Annotated in this window: 9 protein-coding genes, 5 tRNA genes and 3 rRNA genes; 6 read left to right on the top strand and 11 right to left on the bottom strand. The window is 61.2% G+C overall.

Annotated elements, in window-relative coordinates; all coding sequences use genetic code 11:
• Window positions 1-61: 61 nt before the first annotated feature.
• From tuf to OKW26_RS32745, 11 genes are all read right to left on the bottom strand, one after another.
• On the bottom strand, window positions 62-1252 hold the full coding sequence (gene tuf, locus OKW26_RS32695; protein WP_090802167.1) for an elongation factor Tu: 1191 nt from the start codon (window positions 1250-1252) through the stop codon (window positions 62-64).
• Window positions 1253-1314: 62 nt separating this feature from the next.
• Window positions 1315-1389, bottom strand: a tRNA-Thr gene (locus OKW26_RS32700).
• A 16-nt stretch (window positions 1390-1405) separates the two neighbouring features.
• A tRNA-Gly gene (locus OKW26_RS32705) sits at window positions 1406-1479 on the bottom strand.
• A gap of 39 nt (window positions 1480-1518) precedes the next feature.
• Window positions 1519-1604: transfer RNA gene (locus OKW26_RS32710), tRNA-Tyr, on the bottom strand.
• Window positions 1605-1760: 156 nt separating this feature from the next.
• Window positions 1761-1874: ribosomal RNA gene (gene rrf, locus OKW26_RS32715) — 5S ribosomal RNA — on the bottom strand.
• 226 nt (window positions 1875-2100) lie between these two features.
• Window positions 2101-4982, bottom strand: a 23S ribosomal RNA gene (locus OKW26_RS32720).
• Window positions 4983-5328: 346 nt separating this feature from the next.
• A tRNA-Ala gene (locus OKW26_RS32725) sits at window positions 5329-5404 on the bottom strand.
• Window positions 5405-5457: 53 nt separating this feature from the next.
• A tRNA-Ile gene (locus tag OKW26_RS32730) sits at window positions 5458-5534 on the bottom strand.
• A gap of 75 nt (window positions 5535-5609) precedes the next feature.
• Window positions 5610-7142, bottom strand: a 16S ribosomal RNA gene (locus OKW26_RS32735).
• Together the 16S, 23S and 5S rRNA genes with 5 tRNA genes alongside form the textbook arrangement of a ribosomal RNA operon.
• Before the next feature lie 353 nt (window positions 7143-7495).
• Window positions 7496-8776 carry an SGNH/GDSL hydrolase family protein gene (locus OKW26_RS32740; protein ID WP_429356262.1) on the bottom strand — a complete coding sequence of 427 codons (1281 nt, stop codon included), beginning with the start codon at window positions 8774-8776 and terminating at the stop codon, window positions 7496-7498.
• A gap of 113 nt (window positions 8777-8889) precedes the next feature.
• Window positions 8890-10512 (bottom strand): NAD(P)/FAD-dependent oxidoreductase, encoded by a 1623-nt coding sequence (locus OKW26_RS32745; RefSeq protein WP_429356263.1) that lies wholly within the window; start codon window positions 10510-10512, stop codon window positions 8890-8892.
• Between the two features lie 247 nt (window positions 10513-10759).
• Here OKW26_RS32745 and paaA point away from each other — a divergent pair, with 247 nt between their 5' ends.
• The 6 genes from paaA (at window position 10760) to OKW26_RS32775 (ending at window position 15570) form a co-directional block, all read left to right on the top strand.
• The gene (gene paaA / locus OKW26_RS32750; protein WP_429356264.1) at window positions 10760-11761 is read left to right on the top strand and encodes a 1,2-phenylacetyl-CoA epoxidase subunit PaaA; all 1002 of its coding nucleotides are present in this window, start codon (window positions 10760-10762) and stop codon (window positions 11759-11761) included.
• Between the two features lie 36 nt (window positions 11762-11797).
• On the top strand, window positions 11798-12082 hold the full coding sequence (gene paaB / locus OKW26_RS32755) for a 1,2-phenylacetyl-CoA epoxidase subunit PaaB (protein WP_018418671.1): 285 nt from the start codon (window positions 11798-11800) through the stop codon (window positions 12080-12082).
• 8 nt (window positions 12083-12090) lie between these two features.
• Window positions 12091-12912 carry a 1,2-phenylacetyl-CoA epoxidase subunit PaaC gene (paaC, locus tag OKW26_RS32760; protein ID WP_429356265.1) on the top strand — a complete coding sequence of 274 codons (822 nt, stop codon included), beginning with the start codon at window positions 12091-12093 and terminating at the stop codon, window positions 12910-12912.
• A 7-nt stretch (window positions 12913-12919) separates the two neighbouring features.
• Window positions 12920-13489, top strand: a complete 570-nt coding sequence (gene paaD, locus OKW26_RS32765; RefSeq protein WP_090802184.1) for a 1,2-phenylacetyl-CoA epoxidase subunit PaaD — start codon at window positions 12920-12922, stop codon at window positions 13487-13489.
• Window position 13490: 1 nt separating this feature from the next.
• Window positions 13491-14579 carry a 1,2-phenylacetyl-CoA epoxidase subunit PaaE gene (paaE, locus tag OKW26_RS32770; RefSeq protein ID WP_184034674.1) on the top strand — a complete coding sequence of 363 codons (1089 nt, stop codon included), beginning with the start codon at window positions 13491-13493 and terminating at the stop codon, window positions 14577-14579.
• A gap of 175 nt (window positions 14580-14754) precedes the next feature.
• On the top strand, window positions 14755-15570 hold the full coding sequence (locus OKW26_RS32775; RefSeq protein ID WP_429356266.1) for a DUF1835 domain-containing protein: 816 nt from the start codon (window positions 14755-14757) through the stop codon (window positions 15568-15570).

The following is a 15570-nucleotide window of genomic DNA, read 5'->3' on the forward strand; positions in this document are numbered from 1 at the left end:
CCATTTGGGGTTGACGACACCGCCAACCCCGATACAACCGATTATCGAGAACTCTCTGGCGTTACTCGATGATCTTGGCGACGACACCAGCGCCGACCGTACGGCCACCTTCGCGAATTGCGAAGCGCAGACCTTCTTCCATCGCGATCGGGTTGATCAGTTTCACCGTGATCGACACGTTGTCGCCCGGCATCACCATTTCCTTGTCCTTCGGCAGCTCGATCGAGCCCGTCACGTCCGTCGTACGGAAGTAGAACTGCGGACGGTAGTTGTTGAAGAACGGCGTGTGACGGCCGCCTTCGTCCTTGCTCAGCACGTACACTTCAGCCGTGAAGTGGGTGTGCGGGTTGATCGAACCCGGCTTGGCCAGAACCTGACCACGCTCCACGTCTTCACGCTTCGTGCCGCGCAGCAGGATACCAACGTTGTCGCCTGCCTGACCCTGGTCGAGCAGCTTGCGGAACATTTCCACGCCCGTGCAGGTCGTCTTGGCCGTTGCGCGGATACCGACGATCTCGATTTCCTCGCCAACCTTGATCACGCCGCGCTCGACGCGACCCGTCACCACCGTGCCGCGACCCGAGATCGAGAACACGTCTTCCACCGGCATCAGGAACGCACCGTCAACCGCGCGCTCCGGCGTCGGGATGTACGTGTCCAGCGCATCGGCCAGGTTCATGATCGCTACCTCGCCCAGCTCGCCCTTGTCGCCTTCCAGCGCCAGCTTGGCCGAACCCTTGATGATCGGCGTCTCATCGCCCGGGAAGTCGTACTTCGACAGAAGTTCGCGAACTTCCATCTCGACGAGTTCCAGCAGCTCGGCGTCGTCCACCATGTCGCACTTGTTCAGGAACACGATGATGTACGGAACGCCAACCTGACGCGCCAGCAGGATGTGCTCACGCGTTTGCGGCATCGGGCCGTCGGCAGCCGAGCACACCAGGATTGCGCCGTCCATCTGCGCCGCGCCCGTGATCATGTTCTTTACGTAGTCTGCGTGGCCCGGGCAGTCGACGTGTGCGTAGTGGCGGTTAGCCGTTTCGTACTCGACGTGCGCGGTGTTGATGGTAATGCCACGCGCCTTTTCTTCCGGCGCCGCGTCGATCTGGTCGTACGCCTTCGCTTCGCCGCCAAACTTCTGCGTCAGGACCGTCGTGATCGCTGCCGTCAGCGTGGTCTTGCCGTGGTCAACGTGACCGATCGTGCCCACGTTCACGTGCGGCTTGGTCCGCTCAAACTTACCCTTGGCCATTTTCGACTCCTAAGAGGATTTTCCGTACGTTGCGCCGGGCGCAAACAATCACCGATTACTTCTGGTGCCCATGGGCAGGATCGAACTGCCGACCTCTCCCTTACCAAGGGAGTGCTCTACCACTGAGCCACATGGGCGCTACCTCTGTGTTGCTGGAGCGGGTGAAGGGAATCGAACCCTCGTCGTAAGCTTGGAAGGCTTCTGCTCTACCATTGAGCTACACCCGCAGGATCATGGATTCCCAACAACTGCTACATCTTGCATTCTGGTGGAGGAGGTTGGATTCGAACCAACGTAGGCGTAAGCCAACAGATTTACAGTCTGCCCCCTTTAGCCACTCGGGCACCCCTCCGCAGAGAACTGACGATTATGGGGGAACAATGTCTCTTTGTCAAGGGCTGCTTGACCGTTCCGATCCCAACGCTCTCATTTATATAGTGATTGACTGTTAGCCGTCCGTAAACGCAAAAACCCCACCGCGGCGGGTGGGGTTTCTGACTGGGGGGGAGCCTGACGATTACCTACTTTCACACGGGCAATCCGCACTATCATCGGCGTGGAGTCGTTTCACGGTCCTGTTCGGGATGGGAAGGGGTGGGACCGACTCGCTATGGTCATCAGGCATGACGGGTTGCTGCGTCGCAGGGCTGGAGTCAACCGGTTGCGCCACAGCCAATCGGGAAGAAGCGTAAAGGATTCGAGTGGGAGGGTTGTGTTGTTTCTGGCACAACACTGAATCCCAACCGGGCGTTTCTGTGAGCTCCCGCGGGAGTTCACACCAATCCCCTTCGGGGATCGGACCCGCGTAAGTGCTGAAGCACTACCGCGGGTCGAGACACACCTGTTATAGGATCAAGCCTTACGGGCAATTAGTATCAGTTAGCTCAGTACATTACTGTACGTGCACACCTGACCTATCAACGTCCTGGTCTTGAACGACCCTTCAAGGGGCTCGAAGCCCCGGGGATATCTCATCTTAAGGCGAGTTTCCCGCTTAGATGCTTTCAGCGGTTATCTCTTCCGAACATAGCTACCCGGCGATGCCACTGGCGTGACAACCGGTACACCAGAGGTTCGTCCACTCCGGTCCTCTCGTACTAGGAGCAGCCCCCTTCAAATATCCAGCGCCCACGGCAGATAGGGACCAAACTGTCTCACGACGTTTTAAACCCAGCTCACGTACCTCTTTAAATGGCGAACAGCCATACCCTTGGGACCGGCTACAGCCCCAGGATGAGATGAGCCGACATCGAGGTGCCAAACACCGCCGTCGATATGAACTCTTGGGCGGTATCAGCCTGTTATCCCCAGAGTACCTTTTATCCGTTGAGCGATGGCCCTTCCATACAGAACCACCGGATCACTATGACCTGCTTTCGCACCTGTTCGACTTGTCAGTCTCACAGTCAAGCACGCTTATGCCATTGCACTATCAGCACGATTTCCGACCGTACCTAGCGTACCTTCGTACTCCTCCGTTACACTTTGGGAGGAGACCGCCCCAGTCAAACTGCCTACCATGCACTGTCCCCGACCCGGATCACGGGCCAAGGTTAGAACCTCAAACAGATCAGGGTGGTATTTCAAGGACGGCTCCATTGAGACTGGCGTCCCAACTTCATAGCCTCCCACCTATCCTACACAGACCGGTTCAAAGTCCAATGCAAAGCTGCAGTAAAGGTTCATGGGGTCTTTCCGTCTAGCCGCGGGGAGATTGCATCATCACAAACACTTCAACTTCGCTGAGTCTCGGGAGGAGACAGTGTGGCCATCGTTACGCCATTCGTGCAGGTCGGAACTTACCCGACAAGGAATTTCGCTACCTTAGGACCGTTATAGTTACGGCCGCCGTTTACCGGGACTTCAATCAGGAGCTTGCACCCCATCATTTAATCTTCCGGCACCGGGCAGGCGTCACACCCTATACGTCCACTTTCGTGTTTGCAGAGTGCTGTGTTTTTATTAAACAGTCGCAGCCACCAGTTTATTGCAACCCTTTCACCCTTCTGGCGCAGGCCAGTCAGGCTATGAGGGCGTACCTTATCCCGAAGTTACGGTACCAATTTGCCGAGTTCCTTCTCCCGAGTTCTCTCAAGCGCCTTAGAATACTCATCTCGCCCACCTGTGTCGGTTTGCGGTACGGTCACTGTGAAACTGAAGCTTAGAGGCTTTTCCTGGAACCCCTTCCAGTTGCTTCGCCACCGAAGTGGCTCGCCTCGCACCCTTGAATTCTGCGCCCGGATTTGCCAAAGCGCCTTCTCCAATGCAAGGACCGGGACTTCCAACACCCGGACAACCTTCCGCGATCCGTCCCCCCATCGCATTTCACAATGGTGCAGAAATATTAATCTGCTTCCCATCAGCTACGCATTTCTGCCTCGCCTTAGGGGCCGACTCACCCTACGCCGATGAACGTTGCGTAGGAAACCTTGGGCTTACGGCGAGGGGGCCTTTCACCCCCTTTATCGCTACTCATGTCAGCATTCGCACTTCCGATACCTCCAGCACACTTTCCAGTGCACCTTCGCAGGCTTACGGAACGCTCTCCTACCATGCACATTACTGTGCATCCGCAGCTTCGGTATATGGCTTAGCCCCGTTACATCTTCCGCGCAGGACGACTCGATCAGTGAGCTATTACGCTTTCTTTAAAGGGTGGCTGCTTCTAAGCCAACCTCCTGACTGTTTTAGCCTTCCCACTTCGTTTCCCACTTAGCCATATTTGGGGACCTTAGCTGGCGGTCTGGGTTGTTTCCCTCTTGACACCGGACGTTAGCACCCGATGTCTGTCTCCCGTGATTGCACTCTTCGGTATTCGGAGTTTGCTATGGCGTAGTAATCCGCAATGGACCCCACAACCATGACAGTGCTCTACCCCCGAAGGTGAGACACGAGGCACTACCTAAATAGTTTTCGGAGAGAACCAGCTATTTCCAGGTTTGTTTAGCCTTTCACCCCTATCCACAGCTCATCCCCTAACTTTTCAACGTTAGTGGGTTCGGTCCTCCAGCACGTGTTACCGTGCCTTCAACCTGGCCATGGATAGATCACCTGGTTTCGGGTCTACACCCAGCGACTGGACGCCCTGTTCGGACTCGCTTTCGCTACGCCTGCCCTAATCGGTTAAGCTCGCCACTGAATGTAAGTCGCTGACCCATTATACAAAAGGTACGCCGTCACCCCTTCGCAGAGGCTCCGACTGTTTGTATGCATGCGGTTTCAGGATCTGTTTCACTCCCCTCCCGGGGTTCTTTTCGCCTTTCCCTCACGGTACTGGTTCACTATCGGTCGATCACGAGTATTTAGCCTTGGAGGATGGTCCCCCCATCTTCAGACAGGATTTCACGTGTCCCGCCCTACTTCTCGTACACCCAGTTCTTCCATGCTGTTTTCGTCTACAGGGCTATCACCTGCTATGGCCGCACTTTCCAGAGCGTTCGACTAACAATACAGATAACGTGTACCGGCTGATCCCATTTCGCTCGCCACTACTCTGGGAATCTCGGTTGATTTCTTTTCCTGCGGTTACTTAGATGTTTCAGTTCACCGCGTTCGCCTCACGCAGCCTATGGATTCAGCTACGGATACTCCATTAGGAGTGGGTTTCCCCATTCGGACATCTCCGGATCAATGCTCGTTTGCCAGCTCCCCGGAGCTTTTCGCAGGCTACCGCGTCCTTCATCGCCTGTGATCGCCAAGGCATCCACCACATGCACTTGTTCGCTTGACCCTATAACGGGTGTGTCTCTGTGTCGACCCACGTTAGCGCTTTAGCGCTTACGTGGGTCCCATCCCCGGAGGGGATAGACGCACTCGCTACAGGTTGAGTATTCGTGTTGCGCCGTATTCCAAAGCGATCTCTCGATCACCTTTAAAATACATCGATACAATCACAACCCTGATTCACCTACTCACACACCCATCTCCAGGTATGCTTTCGTGAATCTCTTTACTACTTCTTCCTGATTGTTAAAGAACGGCAGCCGGTATGAAGCCTGTGCCTCATACCGCTCTGACTGGCTCAATCGCCAATGCGCAACGCTCTGCCTTCATGCAGAACCCTGCGCATTGAGGATTGGTGGAGGATGACGGGATCGAACCGACGACCCCCTGCTTGCAAAGCAGGTGCTCTCCCAGCTGAGCTAATCCCCCAGTCCCACAGATACTCCAGCGGCCCCAGCCCTTCAGCTCACCAGACAAGACACTGGTGGGTCTGGATGGATTCGAACCATCGACCCCCGCCTTATCAAGACGGTGCTCTAACCGGCTGAGCTACAGACCCCTGAGCCTGTCTGCGTTTCTTCTAACCACAGCCGATAAGCGTGAGCACTTGAGTGCAATGAATGCACAGCTCTGGAAAGGAGGTGATCCAGCCGCACCTTCCGATACGGCTACCTTGTTACGACTTCACCCCAGTCATGAATCCTACCGTGGTGACCGTCCTCCTTGCGGTTAGACTAGCCACTTCTGGTAAAACCCACTCCCATGGTGTGACGGGCGGTGTGTACAAGACCCGGGAACGTATTCACCGCGGCATGCTGATCCGCGATTACTAGCGATTCCAGCTTCACGCACCCGAGTTGCAGAGTGCGATCCGGACTACGATCGGTTTTCTGGGATTGGCTCCACCTCGCGGCTTGGCAACCCTCTGTTCCGACCATTGTATGACGTGTGAAGCCCTACCCATAAGGGCCATGAGGACTTGACGTCATCCCCACCTTCCTCCGGTTTGTCACCGGCAGTCTCCCTGGAGTGCTCTTGCGTAGCAACTAGGGACAAGGGTTGCGCTCGTTGCGGGACTTAACCCAACATCTCACGACACGAGCTGACGACAGCCATGCAGCACCTGTGTTATGGCTCCCTTTCGGGCACTCCCGCCTCTCGGCAGGATTCCATACATGTCAAGGGTAGGTAAGGTTTTTCGCGTTGCATCGAATTAATCCACATCATCCACCGCTTGTGCGGGTCCCCGTCAATTCCTTTGAGTTTTAATCTTGCGACCGTACTCCCCAGGCGGTCAACTTCACGCGTTAGCTACGTTACCAAGCCAATGAAGGCCCGACAACCAGTTGACATCGTTTAGGGCGTGGACTACCAGGGTATCTAATCCTGTTTGCTCCCCACGCTTTCGTGCATGAGCGTCAGTATTGGCCCAGGGGGCTGCCTTCGCCATCGGTGTTCCTCCACATCTCTACGCATTTCACTGCTACACGTGGAATTCCACCCCCCTCTGCCATACTCCAGCGCTGCAGTCACCAATGCAGTTCCCAGGTTAAGCCCGGGGATTTCACATCGGTCTTACAGCACCGCCTGCGCACGCTTTACGCCCAGTAATTCCGATTAACGCTCGCACCCTACGTATTACCGCGGCTGCTGGCACGTAGTTAGCCGGTGCTTATTCTTCCGGTACCGTCATCCCTCACGGATATTAGCCACGAGGTTTTCTTTCCGGACAAAAGTGCTTTACAACCCGAAGGCCTTCTTCACACACGCGGCATTGCTGGATCAGGCTTGCGCCCATTGTCCAAAATTCCCCACTGCTGCCTCCCGTAGGAGTCTGGGCCGTGTCTCAGTCCCAGTGTGGCTGGTCGTCCTCTCAGACCAGCTACAGATCGTCGGCTTGGTAGGCCTTTACCCCACCAACTACCTAATCTGCCATCGGCCGCCCCTTGAGCGCGAGGTCCCGAAAGATCCCCCGCTTTCCTCTCCCGAGCGTATGCGGTATTAATCCGGCTTTCGCCGGGCTATCCCCCACTCCAGGACACGTTCCGATGTATTACTCACCCGTTCGCCACTCGCCACCAGACCGGAGTCCGTGCTGCCGTTCGACTTGCATGTGTAAGGCATGCCGCCAGCGTTCAATCTGAGCCAGGATCAAACTCTTCAGTTCAAACCTGTTACTGTGTTCGGGCTCTCTCGAACCCGGTCGCTCACTCAACGTACTGACGATGATTGATCCGTCTTTCGACAGACAAACCTTCCTCTAATACTGTGTGAGGCTTCTGATACTTCTGCCTGACAGCAGATTCCGGAGAATCCGCCGCCGCATTCCGCATCAAGCGCCCACACTTATCGACTGTTAGTTTTTAAAGATCGGTCCGCCAAACCCGCCGCGCCTGAACCACCACTACCCGGCACTGCTTCGTTTGCGTCGCTGCGTCTGCAGCAGAGAAGCGAGATTATGGGGACTCTTTCGCGTCTCGTCAATACCCGTTTTTGCTTTCGCTTAAAAAAAGTTGCCGCTCACTCCCGGGTCGCATCCACCACGACCTCGACAGGAACTGCAGCGGCCATAGCCGCGTAGCCCGCGTCGCTTGGATGGATGTGGTCGCCGCTATCGAAAGCGCGCTGCAGACGCTCCGGCTGCGCCCGATCGCGCAACGCCGCGTCGAAGTCGACGACGCCATCGAAAGCACGACTAGTTCGGATCCACTGATTAACCGCGAGTCGGATGTTTTCCCGCTCCGGTGGCAGCGACGCCGGCGTCAGCGTCGCGCCGAACATCTTGACACCGTTGCGCCGCGCGGCCGCGATCACTCGCTGGTAACCGGCGATCAGATCGGCAGCCGTGACCGACGTATGAGGAAAATCGCAGTCGAGCCCGCCATGAGGCGGCATTGCCGCAAAGTTGATGTCGTTGATGCCAATCAGCAGGATCGCCGCTTTGACGCCTGGACGTCGCAAAACGTCGCGCTCGAAGCGGCTCGCAAGCGCGTCGCCATAGCAAGGCGAGTCGCTCAGGAGCCGGTTGCCGCTGATGCCGAGATTCACGATCGCGGTCGACTGCGCGCCGCTCGCCGCCAGCCGCCGAGCCAGCGCATCCGGCCAGCGACGGTTCTGGTTGAGGGTGGAGCGCATGCCGTCGGTGATCGAGTCGCCGATCGCGGCCACGGCAAGCGACGGTGCCGCCGCCTCCACCGACAAACCCGTGACCCACACATATTGCGTGAAGCGGCCGGGAAACGCCGTGGCGGACGCGTCGGTGGTGTGATTGCCGGGCCCGGACACATAATTTACCTGATTCGACACTCGGTGCCATGCGACGATCCGCTGCTCCGGTCCCACGAACGCACTGATCGCATATGGCGCGCCCTCGACGACATCGATCGCGACCGCATCGCTGTCCACCTCGCCGCCAGGCGGAACGCTGACCGCGCCCTTACCGCCAAACGTCACCCGACTGCCGGCGCCCTCGACTGCTGCCGCGCCACCGGCGGAGCGCGCGATGCGCAGTTCGTCGATGACGAGAGGCGTCTTGCCGTACGCATTGCTCAGATGAATTCGCGCCACCCTCCCCGACAACGTCGGATACATGATTTGCCGAACGGTGCGCCCGGCGACTTCCGGCGCGCGATACAGCGGTGGCAACTCGGCCCGCTGTGGAATCGGTTGCAGCGCGGTCGCCCAAACGGCGACCCAATGCTCGGACGCTTCGGCAGCGAACGCACTCGAGGAAACGACAAACGGGGCAAATTGGGCAAGCAGCGCCGCGCCGCATGCGGCAGCCAGGGTGCGAATGGTCATTCGGAAGATCGGTTCGAGGCGAAACGCGCATTGTGCACGAACGACGCGGCAAGCGCCGGCAATCGCAGGCAGGTCCGCTTACCCCGGCGCCCGGCGGCTGTGCCGGCTCGGTCTCACGCCGTTTGCTGACTCATGATCTTCAGCGCGACCGCTTCGGCGACCTCGATTCCGTCGATTGCCGCCGAGTAGATCCCGCCCGCATACCCCGCACCCTCGCCCGCCGGATACAGCCCGTTGACGTTGACACTCTGGTAGTCGTCGCCGCGACGCACGCGTACCGGCGACGAAGTTCGCGTTTCAACGCCGGTCAGCACCGCATCATGCATCGCGAAACCTGCGATTTTCTTCTCCATCTGTGGCAGCGCTTCGCGAATCGCTTCGATCGCGTAGTCGGGCAGCGCGGTGCTGAGATCGGTTGGCCGCACGCCCGGCTTGTACGACGGAACGACCGAGCCGAGTGAAGTGGACGGCCGCCCCGCGATGAAGTCGCCGACCAACTGCCCTGGAGCCATATAGTTACCGCCACCGAGCTCGAACGCCCGCTCCTCCCACTTGCGCTGGAACGCGATGCCGGCGAGCGGCCCGCCCGGGTAGTCGTCTGGCGTAATGCCGACCACGATGCCCGCGTTCGCGTTGCGCTCCGCGCGCGAGTACTGGCTCATGCCGTTCGTGACGACGCGCCCCAGCTCGGACGTGGCCGCCACCACGGTGCCGCCGGGACACATGCAGAAGCTATAAACCGCTCGCCCGTTGCTGCAGTGGTGCACCACCTTGTAGTCGGCTGCGCCGAGCTGTTTGTGACCGGCAAATTTCCCGAAACGGCTCCGATCGATGATCCCTTGCGGATGCTCGATCCGAAAACCGAGCGAAAACGGCTTCGCCTCGACGTGAACGCCGCGGTCGTACAGCATCTGGAAGGTATCGCGTGCGCTATGGCCGACCGCCAGCACAACGTGGTCGCAGCGCAGCGTCTCGCCGGTCGACAGCTTCAGCCCGCGCACCTGGCCGTTGTCGATGTCGATGTCCTCGACACGCGTTTCGAAGCGCACTTCGCCGCCCAACTCGTGGATGCTCGCGCGCATCTTCTCGACCATGCTGACGAGACGAAACGTGCCGATATGCGGCCGGCTCAGGTACAGGATGTCCTCCGGCGCACCGGCCCGCACGAATTCGTCGAGCACCTTGCGGCCGTAGTGTTTCGGGTCCTTGATCTGGCTGTAGAGCTTGCCGTCCGAAAAGGTGCCCGCGCCACCTTCGCCGAACTGCACGTTCGACTCGGGATTCAGCACCGATTTGCGCCACAGGCCAAACGTGTCCTTGGTGCGCTCACGTACGGCCTTGCCGCGCTCGAGGATGATCGGCCGGAAGCCCATCTGCGCGAGGATCAGGCCCGCGAACAGTCCGCACGGCCCCATGCCGATGACGACCGGACGCGGCGTGCTCAGTTGGGCGGGCGCTTCGGCGACGAACTTGTAGCTCATGTCGGGCGTCACGGCGCAATGCGGCACGTCGGCGAGCCGTTTCAGCGCGGCCCCTTCATCCTTGACCTCGACATCGACGATGTAGGTGAGCTTGATGTCGGCGCGCTTGCGCGCGTCGTGCGCGCGGCGAAACACGGTGTATCGGATGAGCCCGTCCCGCGCCACGCCGAGTTCCGTGAGGCGCGCACGGATGGCGGCTTCGAGGGCGCTTTCGGGATGATCGAGCGGGAGTTTGATTTCGCTTAGACGTAACATGAGTACCGGAGATGCAAGTGGGCCGCAAATCGCGGCCAATTCGCAATTTTACCGGTAAGTGTCGGCGCGGGGTGACGGCCGGTCATGAAGCGCCGGCCCGTCGAAACCGGGCAAACCAGCATGCATGCTTCGACGCCCTCGACGAGCTATCAGCCCCAACGTCTCTGCACAAAAAATTTATTAACCGACCGGTCGGTTGGTTTATACTACGCCGACACAGACCACTCCTCCAGAGAGAGCGTCCCTCATGTACACCCAATCCCTCGATATCCCCGGCAACGTTGCCCCGCTGGACGCGGACGCGAATTCGCCCGAACAACAGGCTCGCTTCGACGCGGTCATGAGCGCCGACGGCAAGATCGAGCCGCAGGACTGGATGCCCGACGCGTACCGCAAAACGCTGGTGCGGCAGATCTCGCAGCATGCGCACTCGGAGATCGTCGGCATGCTGCCCGAGGGCAACTGGATCACGCGCGCGCCGAGCCTCAAGCGCAAGGCGATCCTGATCGCCAAGGTGCAGGACGAAGCCGGCCACGGCCTCTATCTGTATAGCGCCGCCGAAACGCTCGGTGTCTCGCGCGAGCAGCTGATCGACGCGCTGCACGCGGGCAAGGCCAAGTATTCGAGCATCTTCAACTACCCGACACCCACCTGGGCCGACGTCGGCGTGATCGGCTGGCTCGTCGACGGCGCGGCGATCATGAACCAGATCCCGCTGTGCCGCTGCACGTACGGCCCGTACGCCCGCGCGATGATCCGCATCTGCAAGGAAGAGTCGTTCCATCAGCGCCAGGGCTTCGACGCGCTGCTCGCGATGATGGCCGGCACCGAGGCGCAGCGCGAGCTGGTCCAGCAGGCGGTGAACCGCTGGTGGTGGCCGGTGCTGATGATGTTCGGCCCGAGCGACAAGGACTCGGTCCACAGCAACCAGTCGGCCAGATGGGGCATCAAGCGCATCACCAACGACGACCTGCGCCAGAAATTCGTCGATGCGACCGTCGAGCAGGCGAAGGTGCTCGGCGTCACGCTGCCCGACGTGGACCTCAAATGGAACGAGGCGCGCGGCCACTACGACTACGGCGACATCGACTGGGAAGAGTTCTGGCGCGTCGTCAATGGCGACGGCCCGTGCAACCGCGAGCGCCTCGCGACCCGCGTGAAGGCCCATGAAGACGGCGCCTGGGTACGCGAAGCCGCGCTCGCCCACGCGCAAAAGCAGCGCCAGCGCGCGCAACAGCGCGCCGCCTGAGTGGCACCGCACATCAAAGGAATCAGGAGATCAGCAATGAACAAGGAATGGCCGATTTGGGAAGTGTTCGTGCGCAGCAAGCAGGGACTCGACCATAAACACTGCGGCAGTCTGCATGCCGCCGACGCGCCGATGGCGCTGCGCATGGCCCGCGACGTCTACACGCGCCGCCAGGAAGGCGTGAGCATCTGGGTGGTGCCGTCCTCGGCGATCACGGCCTCGGCGCCGCACGAGAAGGCCGAGCTGTTCGAACCGGCGGGCGACAAGATCTATCGCCACCCGACGTTCTACACGCTCCCCGACGAAGTCAACCACATGTAAGCGCGGCCATGACCACTACGTCCACTACGCCCATTACGCCCGAACATCTCCAGTACGTGCTGCGCCTCGCGGATACCGCGCTGATCCTCGGTCAGCGCAACACCGAGTGGTGCGGCCACGGCCCGATCCTCGAAGAGGACATCGCGCTGTCGAACATGAGCCTCGACCTGATCGGCCAGGCGCGCCTGCTGTACACGCACGCGGCCGCGCTCGAAGCGCCGCTGACCGGCCGTCAGCGCAGCGAAGACGACTACGCGTACTTCCGCGCCGAGCGCGAATTCGCGAACTACACGCTCGCCGAGCTGCCGCATTACGGGCCGCTCGCCGGCACCGCGCAGGCCGGGAAGGATTACGCGGTCACGATCGTGCGCAACTTTCTGTACGCGACGCTGATGATGCATCTGTGGGGTGCGCTGACGGGCTCCACCGACGGACAGCTCGCCGCGATCGCCGCGAAGTCGATCAAGGAAACGCAGTACCACGTGCATCACGCGAGCGAGTGGCTGATCCGTTTCGGCGACGGCACCGACGAATCGCACCGTCGCGCGCAGGCCGCGCTCGACTATCTGATGCCGTACACGTACGAGTTCTTCAGCGCGGACGCGGTGGAAGACGCGGTCGCCGCGGCCGGCATCGGCCCGCGCACCTCAGCGCTGGAAGCCGCGTGGCTCGACGACGTGCGCGCCACGCTCGACCAGGCCACGCTGACGCTGCCCGCGGTGCTGCGGCACGTGAGCACGGGCAAGCACGGCGAGCATTCGGAGCACATGGGTTTCGTGCTCGCCCAAATGCAGAGCCTCGCGCGCCAGCATCCGGGCGCCAGCTGGTGAGTACGCGATGACGACCTCGACCGCCCCGCAGCCCGCGAACGCCGCCGCTGCCACGACCGACGCCGCGCTCACCCGCGCATGGACCGTGCTCGAAGCGGTACCCGACCCGGAGATCCCGGTGGTGTCGATCCGCGAGCTCGGCATCCTGCGCGACGTGCGACGCGCCGCGGACGGCGCGCTCGAAGTCGTGATCACGCCGACCTACTCGGGCTGCCCGGCGATGTCGCAGATTGCCGAAGACATCGGCCGTGCGCTCGAGGCCGCGCAGCTCACGCCATACCGCGTCGCCACCGTGCTCGCGCCGGCGTGGACCACCGACTGGATCACGGCCGAAGCCCGCGAAAAACTGCGCGTCTACGGCATCGCGCCGCCGACGGGCAACTGCGGTTCAGCCGCGACGTCAGCGCCGCAGGAGAAAGTGCTGCGCTTCGTGCCGCGCGCGCTGCCGGCCCCAGGCTGCCCACGCTGCGGCTCGGCGCACACCGAGCGGCTCGCGCAATTCGGCTCGACCGCCTGCAAGGCCCTGTATCGCTGCCTCGACTGCCGCGAACCCTTCGACTACTTCAAACCGTACTGATATGGCCACCCCGCAATTCCATCCGCTGCGTATCCGCGAAGTGCGCCCCGAAACCGCCGATGCGGTCTCGGTCGCCTTCGAAGTCCCGCCCGAACTGCGCGACCACTATCGCTTCACGCAGGGGCAGTTCGTCACGCTGAAGACGCATATCGACGGTGAGGAAACGCGCCGTTCGTATTCGATCTGCGTGGGCGTCACCGACTACGATCGCGACGGCGAGTTGCGCATCGGCATCAAGCGCGTGCGCGGCGGGCGTTTCTCGAACTTCGCGTTCGACACGCTGCAGCCGGGCCACACGATCGACGTGATGACGCCGGACGGCCGTTTCTTCACGCACCTGAACGCGGAACAGGGGCAGCAGTACCTCGCGTTCTCGGGCGGCTCGGGCATCACGCCGGTGCTCGCGATCATCAAGACGACGCTCGAAGTCGAGCCGCGCAGCACCTTCACGCTCGTCTACGGCAACCGCAGCGTCGACCAGATCATGTTCGCCGAGGAGCTCGAGGATCTGAAGAACCGCTTCATGAACCGCTTCGTGCTGTATCACGTGCTGTCGGACGACCTGCAGGACGTCGAGCTGTTTAACGGCGTGCTCGACCAGGAAAAATGCGCGGCGTTCATCGAGCAGCTGCTGCCGGCCGACGCGATCGACGAAGCGTTCATCTGCGGCCCCGCGCCGATGATGGATGCGGCCGAGGCCGCGCTCAAGGCAGCCGGCGTGCCGCCCGCGAAGGTGCACGTCGAGCGCTTCGGCACGCCGCTGCCGCAGGCGGGCGTGCCGCCCGTCGAGATCACCGCGGACACCCCCGCGGCCGAGCTCGAAATCGTGCTCGACGGCAAGCGCCGCAAGCTGCGCCTGCCGTATCAGGGCACGAGCGTGCTCGACGTCGGGCTGCGCGCCGGTCTCGCGCTGCCGTATGCGTGCAAGGGCGGCGTGTGCTGCACCTGTCGCGCGAAGGTGCTCGAGGGCGAAGTGAAGATGGAAAAGAACTACACGCTCGAAGAACACGAGGTCCGCGACGGGTTCGTGCTGACGTGTCAGTGTCATCCGGTTAGCGACAAGGTCGTCGTCAGTTACGACGAACGTTGAGTCGAGTGCTTTCATGGCCTATGTACGGACTGCCCGCCCGTGACGTCCGCCACCGCTTTCGGCCGTTTCGCGATCCGCTTAAACTAGAGGCCGCTCATCGATCGGGACATCGGGTTCCAGTCGGCGAGCGGCCTCTTTTTGTTACAGCTGCTGGCGTCACTGCAAGCCCTTGCCCATGAGCACGATTCACCTCACCAACGGCGATGTCGCCGCCGAGTCGCTGCGTACCGCGCTGGACCAGGCGGGCCGCGACGATCGCGTGCAGCCGCTGCGGGACGATCTGGCGGTCGGCCCGTTACGCGGCGTCGACGACGCTCCGCACGTGCGCGCCGACTTCTGGGAACGCGTCAGCGCCGACACGCAACGCGACTTCGTGCGCGAGTTCCGCGAACAGGCCGCGGTGCTCGACGGCCTCGCCAGCAGCACCGCGAATCTCGTGGTGTGGCACGCCGAAAGCGCGTCCGATCAACTGATGCTGCGCCGCGTCTGCTACCTGGTGCGCAACAGCCCGCAGCGTTTGAACGAAGTGCGTCTGTCGATCGCCGACCTCACCGATCCGCAAGCGTGGGCGCATACCCGCAAGGATCGCGCGACATCGGTCGGCATGTTTGCGCCGGACGTATTGCAGACACACCTGCCGGACGCCGCGCCGATTTCCGTGCTGCGCATCAGCCGGCTCGCGCTCGAATGGCAGGAGGTCAAACAGGCGAACGGCGAGACGCGGCGCTGGCGTGACAAGACGTTCACGAGCGGCAGCGTTGCCGAAATCGACGCGCTGATCCTCGACCGCGTACCCGACGACTGGCAGCCCGCCGCGCGCGTCGCCGCCTACGTGATGACCGCCGGGTTGGGGTTCCTCGTCAGCGACAGCATCGTGCTGTGGCGCATGCGCGAACTCGCGGCGCTGCGGCGCATCCGCCTGCGCGGCGACGCGAACGAATGGCGCTCGCTCGAACTGCGCGCGGCATCCGCCCCCTGCTCACCCCAATAA

The organism is Paraburkholderia sp. 32 (assembly GCF_050435345.1).
GTDB classification, from domain to species: domain Bacteria; phylum Pseudomonadota; class Gammaproteobacteria; order Burkholderiales; family Burkholderiaceae; genus Paraburkholderia; species Paraburkholderia tuberum.

Bases quoted from the DNA above. Each gene is read 5' to 3' on its own strand.
- paaE (WP_184034674.1), top strand. From the start codon at position 13,491: ATGGCCACCCCGCAATTCCATCCGCTGCGTATCCGCGAAGTGCGCCCC.
- paaD (WP_090802184.1), top strand. From the start codon at position 12,920: ATGACGACCTCGACCGCCCCGCAGCCCGCGAACGCCGCCGCTGCCACG.
- OKW26_RS32775 (WP_429356266.1), top strand. From the start codon at position 14,755: ATGAGCACGATTCACCTCACCAACGGCGATGTCGCCGCCGAGTCGCTG.
- OKW26_RS32740 (WP_429356262.1), bottom strand. From the start codon at position 8,776: ATGACCATTCGCACCCTGGCTGCCGCATGCGGCGCGGCGCTGCTTGCC.
- paaA (WP_429356264.1), top strand. From the start codon at position 10,760: ATGTACACCCAATCCCTCGATATCCCCGGCAACGTTGCCCCGCTGGAC.
- paaC (WP_429356265.1), top strand. From the start codon at position 12,091: ATGACCACTACGTCCACTACGCCCATTACGCCCGAACATCTCCAGTAC.
- paaB (WP_018418671.1), top strand. From the start codon at position 11,798: ATGAACAAGGAATGGCCGATTTGGGAAGTGTTCGTGCGCAGCAAGCAG.
- tuf (WP_090802167.1), bottom strand. From the start codon at position 1,252: ATGGCCAAGGGTAAGTTTGAGCGGACCAAGCCGCACGTGAACGTGGGC.
- OKW26_RS32745 (WP_429356263.1), bottom strand. From the start codon at position 10,512: ATGTTACGTCTAAGCGAAATCAAACTCCCGCTCGATCATCCCGAAAGC.